This is a genomic window from Pseudomonas sp. REP124 (assembly GCF_020164475.1).
Lineage (GTDB): Bacteria > Pseudomonadota > Gammaproteobacteria > Pseudomonadales > Pseudomonadaceae > Aquipseudomonas.
Map to the genome: position 1 here is coordinate 1 of NZ_JAIQWX010000134.1, position 17,362 is coordinate 17,362.

14 protein-coding genes are annotated in these 17,362 nt (G+C 60.2%); 10 read left to right on the forward strand and 4 right to left on the reverse strand.

Annotated features, from left to right (window positions below; translation table 11 throughout):
- Window positions 1-128: 128 nt before the first annotated feature.
- Window positions 129-2,435, forward strand: coding sequence for a YgiQ family radical SAM protein (locus tag K9857_RS24365; RefSeq protein ID WP_224540123.1), 2,307 nt, complete (start codon window positions 129-131; stop codon window positions 2,433-2,435).
- Between the two features lie 144 nt (window positions 2,436-2,579).
- Here the strand turns inward: K9857_RS24365 and K9857_RS24370 are convergent, their stop codons facing one another.
- Entirely contained in the window at window positions 2,580-3,167 is a 588-nt protein-coding gene (locus K9857_RS24370) for a TIGR00730 family Rossman fold protein (protein ID WP_224540125.1), read from the reverse strand.
- Window positions 3,168-3,510: 343 nt separating this feature from the next.
- Here K9857_RS24370 and azu point away from each other — a divergent pair, with 343 nt between their 5' ends.
- Window positions 3,511-3,957, forward strand: coding sequence for an azurin (gene azu, locus K9857_RS24375; RefSeq protein ID WP_224540127.1), 447 nt, complete (start codon window positions 3,511-3,513; stop codon window positions 3,955-3,957).
- Between the two features lie 60 nt (window positions 3,958-4,017).
- Here the strand turns inward: azu and nadE are convergent, their stop codons facing one another.
- From nadE to K9857_RS24390, 3 genes are all read right to left on the reverse strand, one after another.
- The gene (nadE, locus tag K9857_RS24380) at window positions 4,018-4,845 is read right to left on the reverse strand and encodes an ammonia-dependent NAD(+) synthetase (RefSeq protein WP_224540129.1); all 828 of its coding nucleotides are present in this window, start codon (window positions 4,843-4,845) and stop codon (window positions 4,018-4,020) included.
- A 4-nt stretch (window positions 4,846-4,849) separates the two neighbouring features.
- The gene (gene pncB / locus K9857_RS24385; RefSeq protein ID WP_224540131.1) at window positions 4,850-6,085 is read right to left on the reverse strand and encodes a nicotinate phosphoribosyltransferase; all 1,236 of its coding nucleotides are present in this window, start codon (window positions 6,083-6,085) and stop codon (window positions 4,850-4,852) included.
- 191 nt (window positions 6,086-6,276) lie between these two features.
- Entirely contained in the window at window positions 6,277-7,179 is a 903-nt protein-coding gene (locus K9857_RS24390; protein ID WP_224540132.1) for a LysR family transcriptional regulator, read from the reverse strand.
- Between the two features lie 175 nt (window positions 7,180-7,354).
- Between K9857_RS24390 and K9857_RS24395 the strand changes: the two genes are divergently transcribed.
- The 8 genes from K9857_RS24395 to K9857_RS24430 all read left to right on the forward strand — a co-directional run.
- Complete coding sequence (locus K9857_RS24395; RefSeq protein ID WP_224540135.1) at window positions 7,355-8,845, forward strand: aldehyde dehydrogenase family protein; 1,491 nt, start codon at window positions 7,355-7,357, stop codon at window positions 8,843-8,845.
- A 153-nt stretch (window positions 8,846-8,998) separates the two neighbouring features.
- Window positions 8,999-10,282, forward strand: a complete 1,284-nt coding sequence (locus K9857_RS24400) for an NAD(P)/FAD-dependent oxidoreductase (RefSeq protein WP_224540137.1) — start codon at window positions 8,999-9,001, stop codon at window positions 10,280-10,282.
- Between the two features lie 364 nt (window positions 10,283-10,646).
- Entirely contained in the window at window positions 10,647-11,780 is a 1,134-nt protein-coding gene (locus K9857_RS24405; protein WP_224540139.1) for an ABC transporter substrate-binding protein, read from the forward strand.
- 171 nt (window positions 11,781-11,951) lie between these two features.
- Window positions 11,952-12,866, forward strand: a complete 915-nt coding sequence (locus tag K9857_RS24410; protein ID WP_224540141.1) for an ABC transporter permease subunit — start codon at window positions 11,952-11,954, stop codon at window positions 12,864-12,866.
- A gap of 3 nt (window positions 12,867-12,869) precedes the next feature.
- Window positions 12,870-14,153: a high-affinity branched-chain amino acid ABC transporter permease LivM gene (gene livM / locus K9857_RS24415; protein ID WP_224540143.1), complete on the forward strand. Its 1,284-nt coding sequence runs from the start codon at window positions 12,870-12,872 to the stop codon at window positions 14,151-14,153.
- On the forward strand, window positions 14,150-15,022 hold the full coding sequence (locus K9857_RS24420; protein ID WP_175375475.1) for an ABC transporter ATP-binding protein: 873 nt from the start codon (window positions 14,150-14,152) through the stop codon (window positions 15,020-15,022). The genes livM and K9857_RS24420 overlap by 4 nt, the downstream gene beginning before the upstream one ends.
- The gene (locus K9857_RS24425) at window positions 15,019-15,735 is read left to right on the forward strand and encodes an ABC transporter ATP-binding protein (protein ID WP_224540145.1); all 717 of its coding nucleotides are present in this window, start codon (window positions 15,019-15,021) and stop codon (window positions 15,733-15,735) included. Before K9857_RS24420 ends, K9857_RS24425 begins: the two co-directional genes overlap by 4 nt.
- A gap of 858 nt (window positions 15,736-16,593) precedes the next feature.
- Window positions 16,594-17,362 (forward strand): SDR family oxidoreductase (locus K9857_RS24430; protein ID WP_224540146.1); only part of this gene is annotated, 769 nt, incomplete at its 3' end.

The following is a 17,362-nucleotide window of genomic DNA, read 5'->3' on the forward strand; positions in this document are numbered from 1 at the left end:
CCTGTAGGAGCGAGGCTTGCCCGCGAATGGGTCACCGCAATTTCCGACCACAGCCGTCGGAATTGATCAAAATTTGTGCTATATTCCGCGCCCGCGAAATTCAATGAAAGCCAACACCGGTTATCGACATGCAAGCAGCCAAGCCGTTATTTGACTATCCAAAGTACTGGGCCGAATGTTTCGGGCCAGCGCCATTCCTGCCGATGAGCAGGGAGGAGATGGATCAGCTTGGCTGGGATTCCTGCGACATCATCATCGTCACCGGTGATGCCTACGTCGATCACCCGTCGTTCGGCATGGCGATCATAGGCCGTCTGCTGGAGGCCCAGGGCTTCCGCGTCGGGATCATCGCCCAGCCTGACTGGCAGTCCAAAGACGACTTCATGAAGCTGGGCGAGCCGAACCTGTTTTTCGGCGTCGCGGCCGGCAACATGGACTCGATGATCAACCGCTACACCGCCGACAAGAAAATCCGTTCCGATGACGCTTACACGCCAGGCGGCATGGCCGGCAAGCGTCCGGACCGCGCGAGCCTGGTCTACAGCCAGCGCTGCAAGGAAGCCTACAAGCACGTGCCGATCGTGCTTGGCGGCATCGAAGCCTCCCTGCGCCGCATTGCCCATTACGATTACTGGCAGGACCGGGTGCGCAACTCGATCCTGATCGACGCCAGCGCCGACATCCTGCTCTACGGCAACGCCGAGCGCGCGATCGTCGAAGTCGCCCAGCGTTTGTCCTATGGTCAGAAAGTCGAAGACATCACCGATGTGCGCGGCACCGCGTTCATCCGTCGCGACACGCCGAAAGACTGGTACGAAGTCGATTCCACGCGAATCGACCGTCCGGGCAAGATCGACAAGATCATCAACCCGTACGTGAACACCCAGGACACCCAGGCCTGCGCCATCGAGCAGGAAAAGGGGCCGGTTGAAGATCCGCAGGAAGCCAAGGTCGTACAGATCCTGGCAAGCCCGAAGATGACCCGCGACAAGACCGTGATCCGTCTGCCGTCGGTAGAAAAGGTTCGCAACGACCCTGTTCTCTACGCCCACGCCAACCGCGTGCTGCACCTGGAAACCAACCCGGGCAACGCCCGTGCGCTGGTGCAGAAGCACGGTGAGGTAGACGTCTGGTTCAACCCGCCGCCCATTCCGATGACCACCGAAGAAATGGACTACGTGTTCGGCATGCCTTACGCGCGTATTCCGCATCCTGCGTATGGCAAGGAAAAAATCCCTGCCTACGACATGATCCGCTTCTCCGTGAACATCATGCGTGGCTGCTTCGGTGGCTGCACCTTCTGCTCCATCACCGAGCACGAAGGGCGGATCATCCAGAACCGTTCCGAAGAGTCGATCATTCGCGAGATTGAAGAAATTCGCGACAAGGTCCCGGGTTTTACCGGTGTGATTTCCGACCTCGGCGGCCCGACCGCGAACATGTACCGCATCGCCTGCAAGAGCCCGGAAATCGAATCCGCGTGCCGCAAGCCGTCGTGCGTGTTCCCTGGCATCTGCCCGAACCTGAACACCGATCACTCGTCGCTGATCCAGCTGTATCGCAGCGCCCGCGCGTTGCCGGGTGTGAAGAAGATCCTGATCGCGTCCGGCCTGCGTTACGACCTCGCGGTCGAGTCGCCGGAGTACGTGAAGGAGCTGGTGACCCACCACGTCGGTGGTTACCTGAAGATCGCCCCGGAACACACCGAGGAAGGTCCGCTCAACCAGATGATGAAACCGGGCATTGGTACCTATGACCGGTTCAAGCGCATGTTCGAGAAGTTCTCGAAGGAAGCGGGCAAAGAGCAGTACCTGATTCCGTACTTCATCGCGGCGCACCCTGGCACCACCGACGAAGACATGATGAACCTGGCGCTGTGGCTCAAGGGCAACGGCTTCCGTGCCGACCAGGTGCAGGCGTTCTACCCGTCGCCGATGGCCAGCGCCACCGCGATGTACCACTCGGGCAAGAACCCGCTGCGCAAGGTCACCTACAAGAGCGACCCGGTAACCATCGTCAAGAGCGAAGAGCAGCGCCGCCTGCACAAGGCGTTCTTGCGTTATCACGATCCGAAAGGCTGGCCGATGCTGCGTGAAGCCTTGACCCGCATGGGGCGTGGCGACCTGATCGGCCCGGGCAAGAATCAGTTGATCCCGCTGCACCAGCCGTCCACCGACAGCTACCAGAGCGCCCGTCGCAAGAACTCGACGCCGGCTGGCAGCCATAAGGTTTCCGGTGAAAAGACCACCAAGATCCTGACCCAGCACACCGGCCTGCCACCGCGCGCCAGCGACGGCGGCAATCCGTGGGACAAGCGTGAACAGGCCAAGGCTGCGGCATTCGCCCGCAACCAGCAGGCGGCCAAGGAGCGCAAGGAAGCGGCCAAGGGCGGCAAAGGGCAGAAGGCCGGACGCAAGCCGGTGGTTCCGCGCTAAACCTCCCGGGACGCCGTCCCCATCTGTAGGAGCGAGCATGCTCGCGATGGACGTAAACGATAACGCGGGGTATCAGGCATCCCGCGTCATCGTTGACCACCATCGCGAGCAAGCTCGGCTCCTACATGGGAGGGTGGTGAATCGTTAGTCGGGCTTTTGCTCGACCCACTTCGGCGCCACGCTCGGGCGCCAGTTCTCCAGCGAATCCAGCAGCGTCTGCGGCGATTCGCTCACCTGCAGCATGTCGCGATGCGCGCCGCGCACGAATCCTTCTTCGACGATGTGATCGAGAAACCCGGTGAGTTTGCTGTAGAAACCGTTTACTTCCAGCAGGCCCAGCGGCTTCCCGTGGTATCCCAACTGGCCCCAGGTCCAGACTTCGAATAATTCCTCCAGCGTACCCAGGCCACCCGGCAGGGCGATGAAGGCGTCGCTGAGTTCGGCCATCCGCGCCTTGCGCGCGTGCATGCCGTCGACCACTTCCAGGCGGGTCAGGCCACTGTGGCCGATTTCCTTGTCCTTGAGGCTTTGCGGAATGATGCCGATCACTTCGCCACCAGCCGCCAGCGCGGCGTCCGCCACAATGCCCATCAGGCCCACGGCGCCACCGCCATAGACCAGAGTCAATTTGCGTTCGGCCAACGCGCGGCCCAGGGCCACGGCTGCTTCACGGTAAGCCGGATTGGTGCCGGTGCTGGCACCGCAAAATACACAGACAGATGCTAAAGACATGCCTTACTCCAGGGTCGATCAGGGCCACAGAGTAAAGGCATGCGTATCGCGCTCCAAGGACTAAACTTCCCGCTTGGGCGTTTCATAGGTGCCGCTGGCGCCACAGGCGTAGGCGGCGAGCAAACTGCACAACAGGCTATTGAGGGACATGTCGAAAACTCCTGGCGGTGATGATGGTTCGATCATAGGCCCGGGGCAGACGCCTGGCTGGTAGATTGTCTCGATGGGGGCCATAGCCCAAAAGTTGTATACAATTTTTGACTCAGGTCATATGAACTTGCGAAGTTTTCAGGCAGTCTTCTGTCCATTCGCATTTCCGATAACCCTGCCTTGGAGATTCACCATGTTTGCCAAACTCGTTGCGGTATCCCTGTTGACACTGGCCAGCAGCCAATTGATGGCTGCGGAGTGCAAAGTCACCGTCGACTCCACAGACCAGATGTCCTTCAACACGAAGGCCATTGAAATCGACAAGAGCTGCAAAACCTTCACCGTCGAACTGACCCACTCCGGCAGCTTGCCGAAGAACGTCATGGGCCATAACTGGGTGTTGAGCAAAGAAGCCGACATGCAGCCGATCGCCACTGATGGCCTGGGCGCCGGTATCGACAAGGACTACCTGAAAGAAGGCGATGCCCGCGTCATCGCGCACACCAAGATCATCGGCGCCAAGGAAACCGACTCGGTGACCTTCGATGTGTCCAAACTCGATGCCAACGAGAAATATGGCTTCTTCTGCTCGTTCCCGGGCCATATCTCGATGATGAAAGGCACTGTCACGCTGAAGTGATCGAATTGCCTTCATAAAAAAAGCGCCTTCACAGGCGCTTTTTTTGTTTTTGCGGGGGCATCACGGCGCAAACGGCATCACGCGCTTGTGCTGGGTCTTTCTGTACGTATCGCAAATGATCTTGAACGCTTCCTCGCGCACCGGGTTGCCGTGCAGGAAAGCGTCGATCTCGGCGTAGGTCACGCCGTGGGAGGCTTCGTCCGGTTTGCCGGGCGACAGGTCTTCCAGGTCGGCGGTCGGGACTTTTTCCACCAGCGATTCCGGCGCACCGAAGCTGCGGGCAATCGCCCGGACCTGGTTCTTCACCAGGCCGCTGAGCGGTGCCAGGTCGCAGGCGCCGTCACCGAACTTGGTGAAGAAACCCATCACCGCTTCCGCCGCGTGGTCGGTGCCGATCACCAGACCCTGGGTCGCGCCGGCGATGGTGTACTGGGCGACCATGCGCATGCGCGCTTTGGTGTTGCCGAGTACGAAATCCACCGAGACCGCGTGCTTGCCTTCGAATGCCGCGACTTCATTGGCCAGAGCCTTGACCGACGGACCGATGTTCACGGTGTGGCGCTCATCGGGCTTGATGAAATCCACCGAAGCCTGGGCGTCGTGTTCATCGAACTGGGTTTCGTACGGCAGGCGCACGGCGATGAACTTGTAGCTGCCGTCGCCCGTGCGTTGACGCAGTTCGCGCATGGCGCGCTGGGCCAAAAGGCCTGCGGTCAGGGAATCGACACCGCCGCTGATGCCCAGCACCAGGGTCTTGAGCCCGGAGTTGATCAGGCAGTCCTGAATGAAGGTAATGCGTCGGGCGACTTCCGCCTCCAGGGCGGCCTCGTCGGCGAACGGCGGTTGAACCTTGAGCTGCTCAGCAATCTCACGCTGTACGGCTTGCATGAATTCACTCCTTGCTAGATGGGCCGGATGTGCCGGAAAAGGGGGCAGGTACTTGGAAAACGTGTCGCAAATAGGCGACGAAATTCGGGTCTTTGCAGTGGGTCTTGCCGGGCTCGTCGGAGATCTTCGCCACGGGCGCACCGTTGCAGGCGGTCATTTTAAGCACGATGCTCATCGGTTCGACACCCGGAATATCGCACGTCAGGTTGGTGCCGATACCGAAGCTGACATTGATCCGACCCCGTAGCGCGCGGAATATATCCAGGGCCTTTGGCAGCGTCAGGCTGTCGGAGAAGGTCAGGGTCTTGCTCATCGGGTCGATGCCCAGCTTGTGATAGTGCGCGATGGCCTTTTCCGCCCACAGCACCGGATCGCCGGAGTCGTGACGCAAGCCGTCGAAGAGCTTGGCGAAAAACAGGTCGAAATCGCCGAGGAACGCATCGCTGGTGATGCAGTCGGTCAGGGCGATCCCCAGCAGGCCGCGGTACTCGCGGACCCAGCAATCGAGGGCGGCAATCTGGCTGTCGATCAACCGCGGCCCCAGTTGCTGATGGGCCATGATCCACTCGTGGGCCATGGTGCCCAAGGGTTTCATGTCCAGCTCCCGGGACAGGTGCACGTTGCTGGTGCCTACGAAGCGACCGGGGAAATCGTGCTTGAGCACGCTCACCACTTCTTCCTGCACGCGGTACGAGAAACGACGGCGGGTACCGAAATCGGCGACCTGCAGTTCGGAAAGCTCGTCGGCGCTGGCGTTGGCGCTCAGCCAGTCGAACTTGCGATACAGCTGCTCGCGCGCCTGTTCCAAGACGATATCGCTGTGGCGATAACGGTTACGCACTTCGCTGACCATGGCCAGGATCGGCACTTCGAACAGAATCACATGCAGCCACGGGCCACGCAGGCGGATGAACAGCTCGCCGTTTTCGATGCCGGTGTGGATGTAGCGCAGGTTGAAGCGGAACAGGCCGAGAAAGCGCAGGAAGTCCGGCTTGAGGAAGGTGATGCGCTCGAGGAAGCTCAACTGATCGGCGCTCAGGCTCAACTCGGCCAGACGCTCGATCTGCAGGCGGATTTCCTGAAGATACGGACGCAAATCCTCGCTGTTACGGCAACGAAACTCCCATTCGACTTCAACGTTGGGGTAGTTGTGCAGCACCGCCTGCATCATCGTCAGCTTGTAAAAGTCGGTGTCGAGCAGGTTCTGCACGATGCGATCGGCAAACACACTCTCGCTCATAAAGGGGGTCTCCACATTGAATAGCGATAGTGGCGCATATCGGTGCCGGGGAATGCCAGCAATTTTTCAGATTGGTTGAGATCCCTGTGGGAGCGGGCTTGCTCGCGAAGGCGTCATTCCAGCCGACATTGATATTGAATGTGCCGGCCTCTTCGCGAGCAAGCCCGCTCCCACAGGTTACGGTGGCGCGGTCAAGTTTGAGGCGTGTCCACCTGCTCCAGCATCCACTTCACGAAATCCCGCACCTTCGGCACTTCCGCCGAATGCTCCGGGTAGGCCAGGTAATAGGCGTCGGTGCTGGGCATTGCATGCTTCCATGGAATGACCAGCTTGCCTTCGGCCAGTTCCTCTTCCACCAGGAATCGAGGCAGCAGTGCCACGCCGCAGCCGACCTGCGCGGCGCGGATGCACATATAGAAGGTTTCGAAGCGCGGGCCGTGGTAGCTGTGCTCGGTGTGGTAGCCCTGATTGTCGAACCAGTCATGCCAGGCCTGGGGACGGGAGGCGTTTTGCAAAAGGACCAGGTCGGCCAGTTGCGTCGGGTCGGTGAAGGGTTCGGCGGGCAGGCTGCTTGAGGCGCAAACCGGCACCAGTTCTTCGCTGAACAGCTTCAGGCATTCGGTGCCCGGCCGTGAGCCCTGGCCGAAGTAGAACGCCAAATCGCTGCGTCCTTGCAGCAAGTCGTCCGCTTCCTGCTCGCTGCATAGATCCAGATGAATCGAGGGATGACGCAGGCGCCAGCCCTTGAGGCGTGGCACCAGCCAGCGCGCGCCGAAGGTCGGCGGCGTGGAAACCCGCAGGACTTCAGTCTCGCCGCCGTAGGAACGCAGGTAATGAGTCGACATCTCGACCTGGGTGAGGATTTTTCTTACTTCCACCAGGTACAGGTCCCCGGCCGGGGTCATTTGCAGGCGACGACGCACCCGGCGGAACAACAAGTGCTGCAACAACTCTTCCAGCTGCGCGACCTGCTTGCTGACGGCGCTCTGCGTCAGGTTCAGCTCTTCGGCGGCCCGGGTGAAGCTCAGGTGCCGGGTCACGGCTTCGAAACACTGCAGCGCAGCGATCGATGGCAAATAGCGTTTGTTCAGCATGGGCGGTCCTTTGTTCTTGTCTCTTTATTGCCTGCAATGCACAGCATGAATAAACGGAATGATATCTCTCTTAATGGTCGTTTGTTGAGTAACCTCGGGAGCGCTAAAACTACAGGTCTGATCAGTCGCGAATGCGCGGCTGCACCCGTACCGTTTTTTGCTTGAGGAGTAACCCATGGTTGCCGCATTGCTTGATCGTCTTGGCGTGAACCCGGCCCTGTACCAGAACGGCAAAGTGCCCGTGCATTCGCCCATCGACGGCAGCCGCATCGCCGCCGTGAACTGGGAAGGCGCCGCTGAAGTCGAGCAGCACATCAGTCGCGCAGATCATGCGTTCGAACTGTGGCGCAAGGTTCCGGCGCCCCGTCGTGGCGAGCTGGTGCGTCAACTGGGTGACATTTTGCGTGAGTACAAGGCCGACCTCGGCGAGCTGGTGTCCTGGGAAGCCGGCAAGATCACTCAGGAAGGCCTGGGTGAAGTGCAGGAAATGATCGACATCTGCGACTTCGCGGTCGGTCTGTCCCGTCAGCTGTACGGTTTGACCATCGCCTCCGAACGTCCTGGCCACCACATGCGTGAAACCTGGCATCCGCTGGGCGTTGTCGGTGTGATCAGCGCCTTTAACTTCCCGGTTGCGGTGTGGGCCTGGAACGCAACGCTGGCGCTGGTCTGCGGCAACCCGGTGGTCTGGAAGCCGTCGGAGAAAACCCCGCTGACCGCACTGGCCTGCCAAGCGCTGTTCGATCGCGTACTGAAGAACTTCAGCGATGCACCGCCGTACCTGAGCCAGGTGATTATTGGTGGTCGCGATGCCGGCGAAGCCCTGGTCGATGACCCGCGTGTCGCCCTGGTCAGCGCTACCGGCAGCACCCGCATGGGCCGTGAAGTGGCGCCGAAAATCGCCGCACGCTTCGCCCGCAGCATTCTGGAACTGGGCGGCAACAACGCAATGATCCTCGGCCCGAGCGCCGACCTGGACATGGCCGTTCGCGCGATCCTGTTCAGCGCCGTTGGCACCGCCGGCCAGCGTTGCACCACCCTGCGTCGCCTGATCGCCCACGAATCGGTGAAGGAAGAGATCGTCACCCGCCTCAAGGCCGCCTATTCCAAGGTGCGCATCGGCCATCCGCTGGAAGGCAACCTGATCGGCCCGCTGATCGACCAGCAAAGTTTCGACAACATGCAGGACGCCCTGGAGCGTGCCCTGAGCGAAGGCGGCCGGGTGTTCGGCGGCAAGCGTCAGCTGGAAGACAAGTTCCCGAACGCCTACTACGTCGCGCCAGCCATCGTCGAGATGCCGGAGCAAAGCGATGTGGTCTGCCACGAAACCTTCGCGCCGATCCTGTACGTGGTCGGCTACAGCGATTTCAACGAAGCGCTGCGCTTGAACAACGCCGTGCCGCAAGGCCTGTCCTCGTGCATCTTCACCACCGACGTGCGTGAAGCCGAGCAATTCATGTCTGACGTGGGCAGCGACTGCGGCATCGCCAACGTGAACATCGGCCCGAGCGGCGCGGAAATCGGCGGCGCGTTCGGTGGCGAGAAAGAAACCGGCGGCGGTCGCGAATCCGGCTCCGACGCATGGCGCGCGTACATGCGCCGTCAGACCAACACCGTGAACTACTCGCTTGAATTGCCGTTGGCGCAGGGCATCACCTTCGACTAATACTCGAGTCGGGCAATGATCCCTGTGGGAGCGGGCTTGCTCGCGAAAGCGTTTTATCAGTCACATTGATTTTGGATGTGCTGACGCCTTCGCGAGCAAGCCCGCTCCCACATTGAATAGATGTGTTTGTTAGGTTTCTGCTGGAGTCTGGCAATGCCGTTACGCGAAGAGTGTCTGTGGGAAAAACTGACGCCGCAAAGGCCCGACAATGCGGCGCTCAAGGGGGAGCTGACGGTCGACGTCTGCGTCATCGGCGCCGGTTTTACCGGGCTGTCGGCGGCGGTGCATTTGCGGGAACAGGGCAAGACGGTCTGTGTGCTGGAAGCCCATCGCGCCGGGCATGGCGGCTCGGGGCGCAACGTCGGCCTGGTCAACGCCGGCATGTGGATTCCGCCGGACGAGATCGAAGCCGGGTTTGGCAAGGCGGTCGGCAGCCAGCTCAATAGCATGCTGGGTGCGGCGCCGGCGCTGGTATTCAGCCTGGTCGACAAATACGACATCGATTGCCAGTTGCGCCGCGAAGGCACGCTGCACATGGCGCACAACGCCCGTGGCGAAGCCGATCTGCGCAGTCGTGAAGAACAATGGAAGCGTCGTGGTGCGCCGGTGGAACTGCTCACCGGTCAAGCCTGCGAACAAGCCACGGGTACAAAGAAAATTGCCGCCGCGTTGCTCGATCGCCGGGCCGGCACCCTCAACCCGATGGGTTACGTAACCGGGCTGGCCAAAGCCGCTGCAAACCTGGGCGCTCAGGTATACGACCATTCCCCGGTAACCCGCCTCGAACGCCAGGGCCAGCGCTGGTCGGTCCAGACCGAGCACGGTTCGGTACTGGCCGAGCAGGTAGTGATCGCCTCCAACGCCTACACCGAAGGCGACTGGACTGAACTCAAGCGCAATTTCTTCCCCGGTTATTACTATCAAGTGGCCTCGGTGCCGCTGACCGAAGAAGCCGCGCAACAAATCCTGCCCGGTGGCCAGGGCTCCTGGGACACCCGTCAGGTGCTCAGCAGCATTCGTCGTGACAAAGACGGCCGTTTGTTGCTCGGCAGCCTGGGCAACGGCAATCAGAAACCGGCCTGGTTCCTCAAAGCCTGGGCCGACCGCGTCCAGCAGCATTACTTCCCGTACCTGAAGCCAGTGGAGTGGGAATGCACCTGGACGGGGCGCATCGCCTTCACTCCTGATCACCTGATGCGCCTGTTCGAACCGGCGCCGGGCATAGTGGCAGTTACCGGCTATAACGGCCGAGGAGTGACCACCGGGACGGTGGTTGGTAAAGCGTTCGCCGACTATTTGTGTAACAAAAATCCTCAAGCGCTACCGATTCCCTTCGCACCGATGCAGCCCCTGACGGGAGCAGGGTTGCGCAGTTGTCTGTACGAGGCCGGTTTCTCGCTGTATCACGCGGGCCAGTGCTTGCGGATCGTCATCTGACGATCGAAATTCGTTGTTGAAAGCGGCGCTTTTCGGCGCAGCGACTAGCCTGTAGTGGTGCGTGTTGTAGCAGTTGCGCACTGGTAGTGTGCAGTTCGGTGACGCGCGTTGTTACAGGCTGGTTGCACGTCGTTTAGTGCCGCGGTTGCAATGATGGCGCGCTAGGGTTGCGCCTCGAAAAATAAATGGTTTCACCTTCCGCGGTTTAGACGGTTGCACGCCCAATGAAAATGGGACCGAAACAGTCGAAAAAACAATAATGCAGCGACTTTTTGAAGAATAAAAAACCGATGGCACGGCCCTTGCTCTGAGCATTCAGTGAAGTCGCAGTGCCAATTAAAAAAAAACCTTGGAGCACCACCTCATGTCCCAGACGTTTTACAAAAAAGGCTTTTTGGCCCTCGCAGTGGCTACTGCGTTGGGTGTTTCTGCGTTTGCTCAGGCTGACATCAAGATCGGCGTAGCAGGTCCAATGACGGGCGCCAACGCGGCATTTGGCGAGCAGTACATGAAGGGTGCACAGGCGGCGGCCGATGCGGTCAACGCGGCGGGCGGCGTGAACGGGGAAAAAATCGTACTGGTCAAGGGCGATGACGCCTGCGAACCGAAACAGGCTGTGACGGTCGCAAAAGACCTGACCAACCAGAAAGTTGCCGGCGTTGTCGGTCACTTCTGCTCCTCGTCGACCATCCCGGCCTCCGAGATCTACGACGAAGCGGGCATCATCGCCATCACTCCTGGCTCCACCAACCCACAGGTTACCGAGCGCGGCCTGAGCGCCATGTTCCGTATGTGCGGACGTGACGACCAGCAAGGCATCGTGGCCGGCGACTACATTGTCGACGTGCTCAAGGGCAAGAAAGTCGTCGTGCTGCACGACAAGGACACCTACGGCCAGGGCCTGGCTGACGCCACCAAGGCACAGCTGGAAAAACGCGGCGTGAAGCCGGTTCTTTACGAAGGCCTGACTCGCGGCGAGAAAGACTTCAGTGCCGTCGTGACCAAGATCCGTGCCGCTGGCGCCGACGTGGTCTACTTCGGTGGCCTGCACCCAGAGGCTGGTCCACTGGTTAAACAACTGCGTACCGAAGGCCTGAAAGACGTGAAGTTCATGTCCGACGACGGCATCGTGACCGACGAACTGGTGACCACCGCTGGCGGCCCGCAGTACACCAACGGTGTACTGATGACCTTCGGCGCCGACCCTCGCCTGCTGCCAGACAGCAAGGCCGTGGTAGAAGCCTTCCGCAAAGCCGGTACCGAGCCTGAAGGCTACACCCTGTACGCCTACGCTTCGGTGCAAACCCTGGCTGCAGCTTTCAACGGCGCCAAGTCCAACAAGGGCGAAGACGCTGCCGCATGGCTGAAGAAGAACCCGGTCAAGACCGTCATGGGCGAGAAGACCTGGGACAACAAGGGTGACCTGAAAGTCTCCGACTACGTGGTTTACGAGTGGGACGCAAACGGCAAATACCATCAGCTGGACAAGCAGAAGTGACATGACCTGCTGAACCGCCCGGCGCCTTGTGCGCCGGGTGTTCAACGAACATGTCCGTGCAGTACCTGTCTTTTCTCGTAGAGCTGCACACAACCGTGCTGCGCTGGCGGCTGAACCCCGGTCCGACGCAGGCGGCTTCTGTGCAGTCTCTCAAATGCGTGAGATTGCGTTATGGATGGTATTTTCCTGCAGCAACTGGTCAACGGCCTGACCCTCGGGTCGGTCTATGGCCTGATCGCCATCGGCTACACAATGGTCTATGGCATCATTGGCATGATCAACTTCGCCCACGGCGAGGTTTACATGATTTCCGCTTACCTCGCGGCAATCAGTCTGGCACTGCTGGCTTACTTCGGTATTGAATCCTTCCCTCTGCTGATGCTCGGCACACTGGTGTTCACCATTGTCGTCACCGGGGTCTACGGCTGGGTCATCGAACGCATCGCCTATAAACCCCTGCGTAACTCTACCCGCCTGGCACCGCTGATCAGCGCCATCGGTATCTCGCTGATCCTGCAAAACTATGCACAGATCTCTCAAGGCGCTCGCCAACAGGGCGTTCCAACGCTTCTGACCGGCGCATGGCGTATCGACATAGGCACTGGCTTCGTCCAGCTGACCTACACCAAGATCTTCATCCTGGTCGCAGCATTTGCCGGCATGGCGGCGCTGACCTACATCATCAAGTACACCAAGCTCGGCCGCATGTGCCGCGCGACCCAGCAAGACCGCAAGATGGCCTCGATCCTGGGGATCAACACCGACCGGGTGATTTCCTACGTGTTCATCATCGGTGCAGCGATGGCGGCCCTGGCCGGCGTGCTGATCACCATGAACTACGGCACGTTCGACTTCTACGCGGGCTTCGTCATCGGCATCAAGGCCTTCACTGCTGCGGTACTGGGCGGGATCGGCTCGTTGCCTGGCGCCATGCTCGGCGGGATCATCCTGGGGATCTCCGAGTCGCTGTTCTCGGGTCTCGTCAACTCGGACTACAAAGACGTCTTCAGCTTCTCGCTGCTGGTTCTCGTTCTGGTCTTTCGGCCTCAAGGCCTGCTCGGCCGTCCTCTCGTGTCGAAGGTGTAAGCGATGTCTTCAACCACTAAAAAAACCATTGATCTCAAAAAAAGTCTGGTTGATGCGATTCTCTCCGGCCTCATCGCCCTGATCGTGTTCGGGCCAATCGTCGGCGTCGTGCTCGACGGCTACGGCTTCAACATGGAAACCTCACGGGTGGCCTGGATCATCGCCATCGTCATGGCTGGTCGCTTCGCCCTGAGCACGTTCCTGCAAACGGCGAAGGGTGAACGAATCCTCCAGAGCTTCGAGAGCCCGGGCTCGGGCGTGCACGTGTTGCCGCCAGACTACAAGTCACGGCTGCGCTGGATCATCCCGCTGATGATCGTCGTCGCCATCATGCTGCCGTTCTTCTCCAACTCCTACTTGCTGGGCGTGGTCATCCTCGGGCTGATCTACGTGTTGCTGGGCCTGGGGCTGAACATCGTGGTGGGCCTGGCCGGTCTGCTCGACCTGGGTTACGTGGCGTTCTACGCCATCGGTGCCTACGGCCTGGCGCTCGGTTATCAATACCTGGGGCTGGGTTTCTGGACCGTGCTGCCACTGGCGGCGATCACCGCCGGCCTTGCCGGTTGCATCCTCGGTTTCCCGGTGCTGCGTCTGCACGGCGACTATCTGGCGATCGTGACCCTGGGCTTCGGTGAAATCATTCGTCTGGTGCTCAACAACTGGCTGTCGCTGACCGGCGGCCCGAACGGCATGCCGGCGCCACTGCCGACCTTTTTCGGCCTGGAGTTCGGCAAGCGCGCCAAAGACGGCGGGGTTCCGTTCCACGAGTTCTTCGGCATCGCCTACAACCCCGACGTGAAGTACTACTTCATCTACGCGGTGTTGTTCCTGGTCGTGCTGGCCGTGCTGTATATCAAGCACCGTCTGGTCAAAATGCCGGTCGGTCGCGCCTGGGAAGCGCTGCGCGAAGATGAAATCGCCTGCCGCTCCATGGGCCTGAACCACGTGCTGGTCAAACTCTCGGCGTTCACCATCGGTGCATCGACCGCGGGCCTGGCCGGTGTGTTCTTCGCCACCTATCAGGGTTTCGTCAACCCGACCTCGTTCACCTTCTTCGAATCGGCACTGATCCTGGCCATCGTGGTACTGGGCGGCATGGGTTCGACCATCGGCGTGGTGATCGCCGCGTTCGTGTTGACCGTGGCTCCAGAGCTGTTGCGTGGCTTTGCCGAATACCGCGTCCTGCTGTTCGGGATGCTGATGGTGGTGATGATGATCTGGCGACCGCGCGGACTGATTCGGATCAGCCGTACCGGTGTGACGCCGCGTAAAGGAGTAGCGCCATGAGCGAAGTCGTACTCAACGTCGAAAAACTCATGATGCACTTCGGCGGCATCAAAGCGTTGAACGACGTCAGCCTGAAGGTCAAGCGCAACTCGATCTTCGCCCTGATCGGCCCCAACGGCGCCGGCAAGACCACCGTGTTCAACTGCCTGACCGGCTTCTACAAGGCTTCCGGCGGCAAGATCGAACTCAACCTGCGTGGCCAGCAAACCAACGTCATCAAGCTGTTGGGCGAATCGTTCAAGCCGACCGATTTCGTTTCGCCGAAATCCTTCGGCAGTCGCCTCTGGTACAAGGCGTTCGGCGGCACCCATCTGGTCAATCGGGCGGGTCTGGCGCGGACTTTCCAGAACATTCGCCTGTTCAAGGAAATGTCGGTGCTGGAAAACCTGCTGGTGGCCCAGCACATGTGGGTCAACCGCAACATGCTGGCGGGCATCCTCAACACCAAGGGTTACCGCAAGGCCGAAAGCGATGCGCTGGACCACGCGTTCTACTGGCTGGAAGTGGTGGATCTGGTGGACTGCGCCAACCGTCTGGCCGGTGAACTGTCCTACGGTCAGCAACGCCGCCTGGAAATCGCCCGGGCCATGTGCACCCGTCCGCAGATCATCTGCCTGGACGAACCGGCCGCCGGCCTCAACCCTCAGGAAACCGAAGCGCTGAGCGCGATGATCCGGCTGCTGCGCGACGAGCACGATCTGACCGTGGTGCTGATCGAACACGACATGGGCATGGTAATGAGCATTTCCGACCACATCGTGGTGCTGGACCACGGCGTCGTCATCGCCGAGGGCGGTCCCGACGACATCCGCAACGATCCGAAAGTGATTGCCGCCTACTTGGGCGCCGACGAAGAGGAAGTGGTATGAGCAAACCCATCCTCGAACTCAAGGAGCTGGATGTGTTCTACGGGCCGATCCAGGCCCTGAAGAAAGTCTCGCTGCACATCAACGAAGGGGAAACCGTCAGCCTGATCGGCTCCAACGGCGCCGGCAAATCGACCCTGCTGATGTCGATCTTCGGCCAGCCAAGGGCGGCGGACGGGGAGATCGTCTATCAGGGCGTGAACATTACCCACAAGTCGTCGCACTACATTGCTTCCAACGGCATCGCGCAGTCGCCGGAAGGGCGGCGGGTGTTCCCCGACATGACCGTCGAGGAAAACCTGCTGATGGGCACCATCCCGATCGGTGACAAGTACGCCAAGGAAGACATGCAGCGCATGTTCCAACTGTTCCCGCGGCTTGAAGAACGGCGGACCCAGCGCGCCATGACCATGTCCGGCGGCGAGCAGCAGATGCTCGCCATCGCCCGCGCCCTGATGAGCCGGCCGAAGCTGTTGCTGCTCGATGAGCCAAGCCTGGGCCTGGCGCCGATCGTGGTGAAACAGATCTTCGCCACCCTGCGGGAACTGGCGAAGACCGGCATGACCATCTTCCTGGTGGAGCAGAACGCCAACCATGCACTGAGGCTGTCGGACCGGGCTTATGTGATGGTCAACGGCGAGATTCGCATGAGTGGTACCGGCAAGGAGCTGCTGGTGAACGAGGATGTGCGTAGCGCCTATCTTGGCGGGCACTAAGCCTTAGCGCTGTACAAAAAACGCCCTGACGCCAACAACGTCAGGGCGTTTTTTTTCGCTCCGCCTTCTGTAGGAGCCGAGCTTGCTCGCGATGGTCGTCAACGATGACGCTGGCTGTCTGGATGCACGCGTCGTTCAAACGGTTTTTTCGCGAGCAAGCTCGCTCCTACAGGAACCGCGTTGCTGGGTAAAGCCAATTGTGGAAAACAAATTTTCACAGCTCCCGAAGTGCGACATAAAACCGCTGCAAATTGCTGTTTTGTCACGCTTTTGACTTGTCCCCGTTTGCTGTGGAGCGGGCTGTGAATAACATGGTGGCATTCGGCTGTAAGCCTTTAAAACCGGGGCTTGTAGCGATGTGGTTATTTATTGATCAGTCCGTTTTGGCGGTCTTCAGGTCGGCTTTGTCAACCCTTTTCTTGAGGGCGAAAGTGCCGCCAACAGGTGTGGGTAAGCCTGTGGATAAGTCTGTGATTAAACTCTGGAAAGACCGCGCTGAAGGCCGCAGTTACTGGCTCGCGGCCATCGCTGCCTTGACCGTCCGGTCATGAGAGTCGCCACGGGCTACACGGCAGGCTGATGAGGGTCAAGCAAAAAAGTTTTCAAACCCCGCGCAAAGCCTTGTGGATAGCGGCTTGCAGCTCTTCCACTTGCCCCCAGAGTCTGTGGATTCGCTTGTGGATAACGTGCGCGTAATCGGCTGCAGGCCCCGGCGGGCCTATCGATCAGCCTGCTGGTTGTTTTTTGAACAGGCGCGGTCCGTGGGGAACGTGGTTGCCGGTAAAGGTTTGGCCGGGCATGCTTCCACCTGATTGTCCATTCCAATGGCTGTTCCTCAGCCGAAGCAAGGAGAACACGATGTCCAACACCCTGTTTATTACCGGCGCGACTTCCGGTTTTGGTGAAGCCTGTGCCCGTCGTTTTGCCGAGGCTGGCTGGAAACTGGTGCTGACCGGCCGTCGTGAAGAACGCCTCAACGCGCTGTGCGCCGAGCTGTCGAAGCAGACCGAAGTGCATGGTCTGGTGCTGGACGTGCGTGACCGCAAGGCGATGGAAGAGGCGGTTGCCAACCTGCCGCCGAGCTTCGCCAAGCTGCGCGGGCTGATCAACAATGCCGGTCTGGCCCTGGGCGCGGACCCTGCGCCCAAGTGCAACCTGGACGACTGGGACACCATGGTCGATACCAACATCAAGGGCCTGATGTACGCCACGCGTCTGCTGCTGCCGCGCCTGATCGGCCACGGTCGTGGTGCCGGTATCGTAAACGTCGGCTCCGTCGCCGGTAGCTACCCTTATCCGGGCAGCCATGTGTACGGCGGGACCAAGGCCTTCGTCCAGCAGTTCTCCCTGAGCCTGCGCTGCGATCTGCAAGGCACCGGCGTGCGCGTCAGCAACATCGACCCGGGTCTGTGCGAGAGCGAGTTTTCGCTGGTGCGTTTCGGTGGGGATCAGGAGCGTTACAACGCCACCTACGCCGGCGCCGAGCCAATCCAGCCGCAGGACATCGCCGACACCATCTTCTGGATTCTCAACGCGCCGGCGCACATCAACATCAACACTCTGGAGTTGATGCCGGTGAGCCAGAGCTGGGCGGGGTTTGCGATTGATCGCAGTGGTGGCAAGGCTT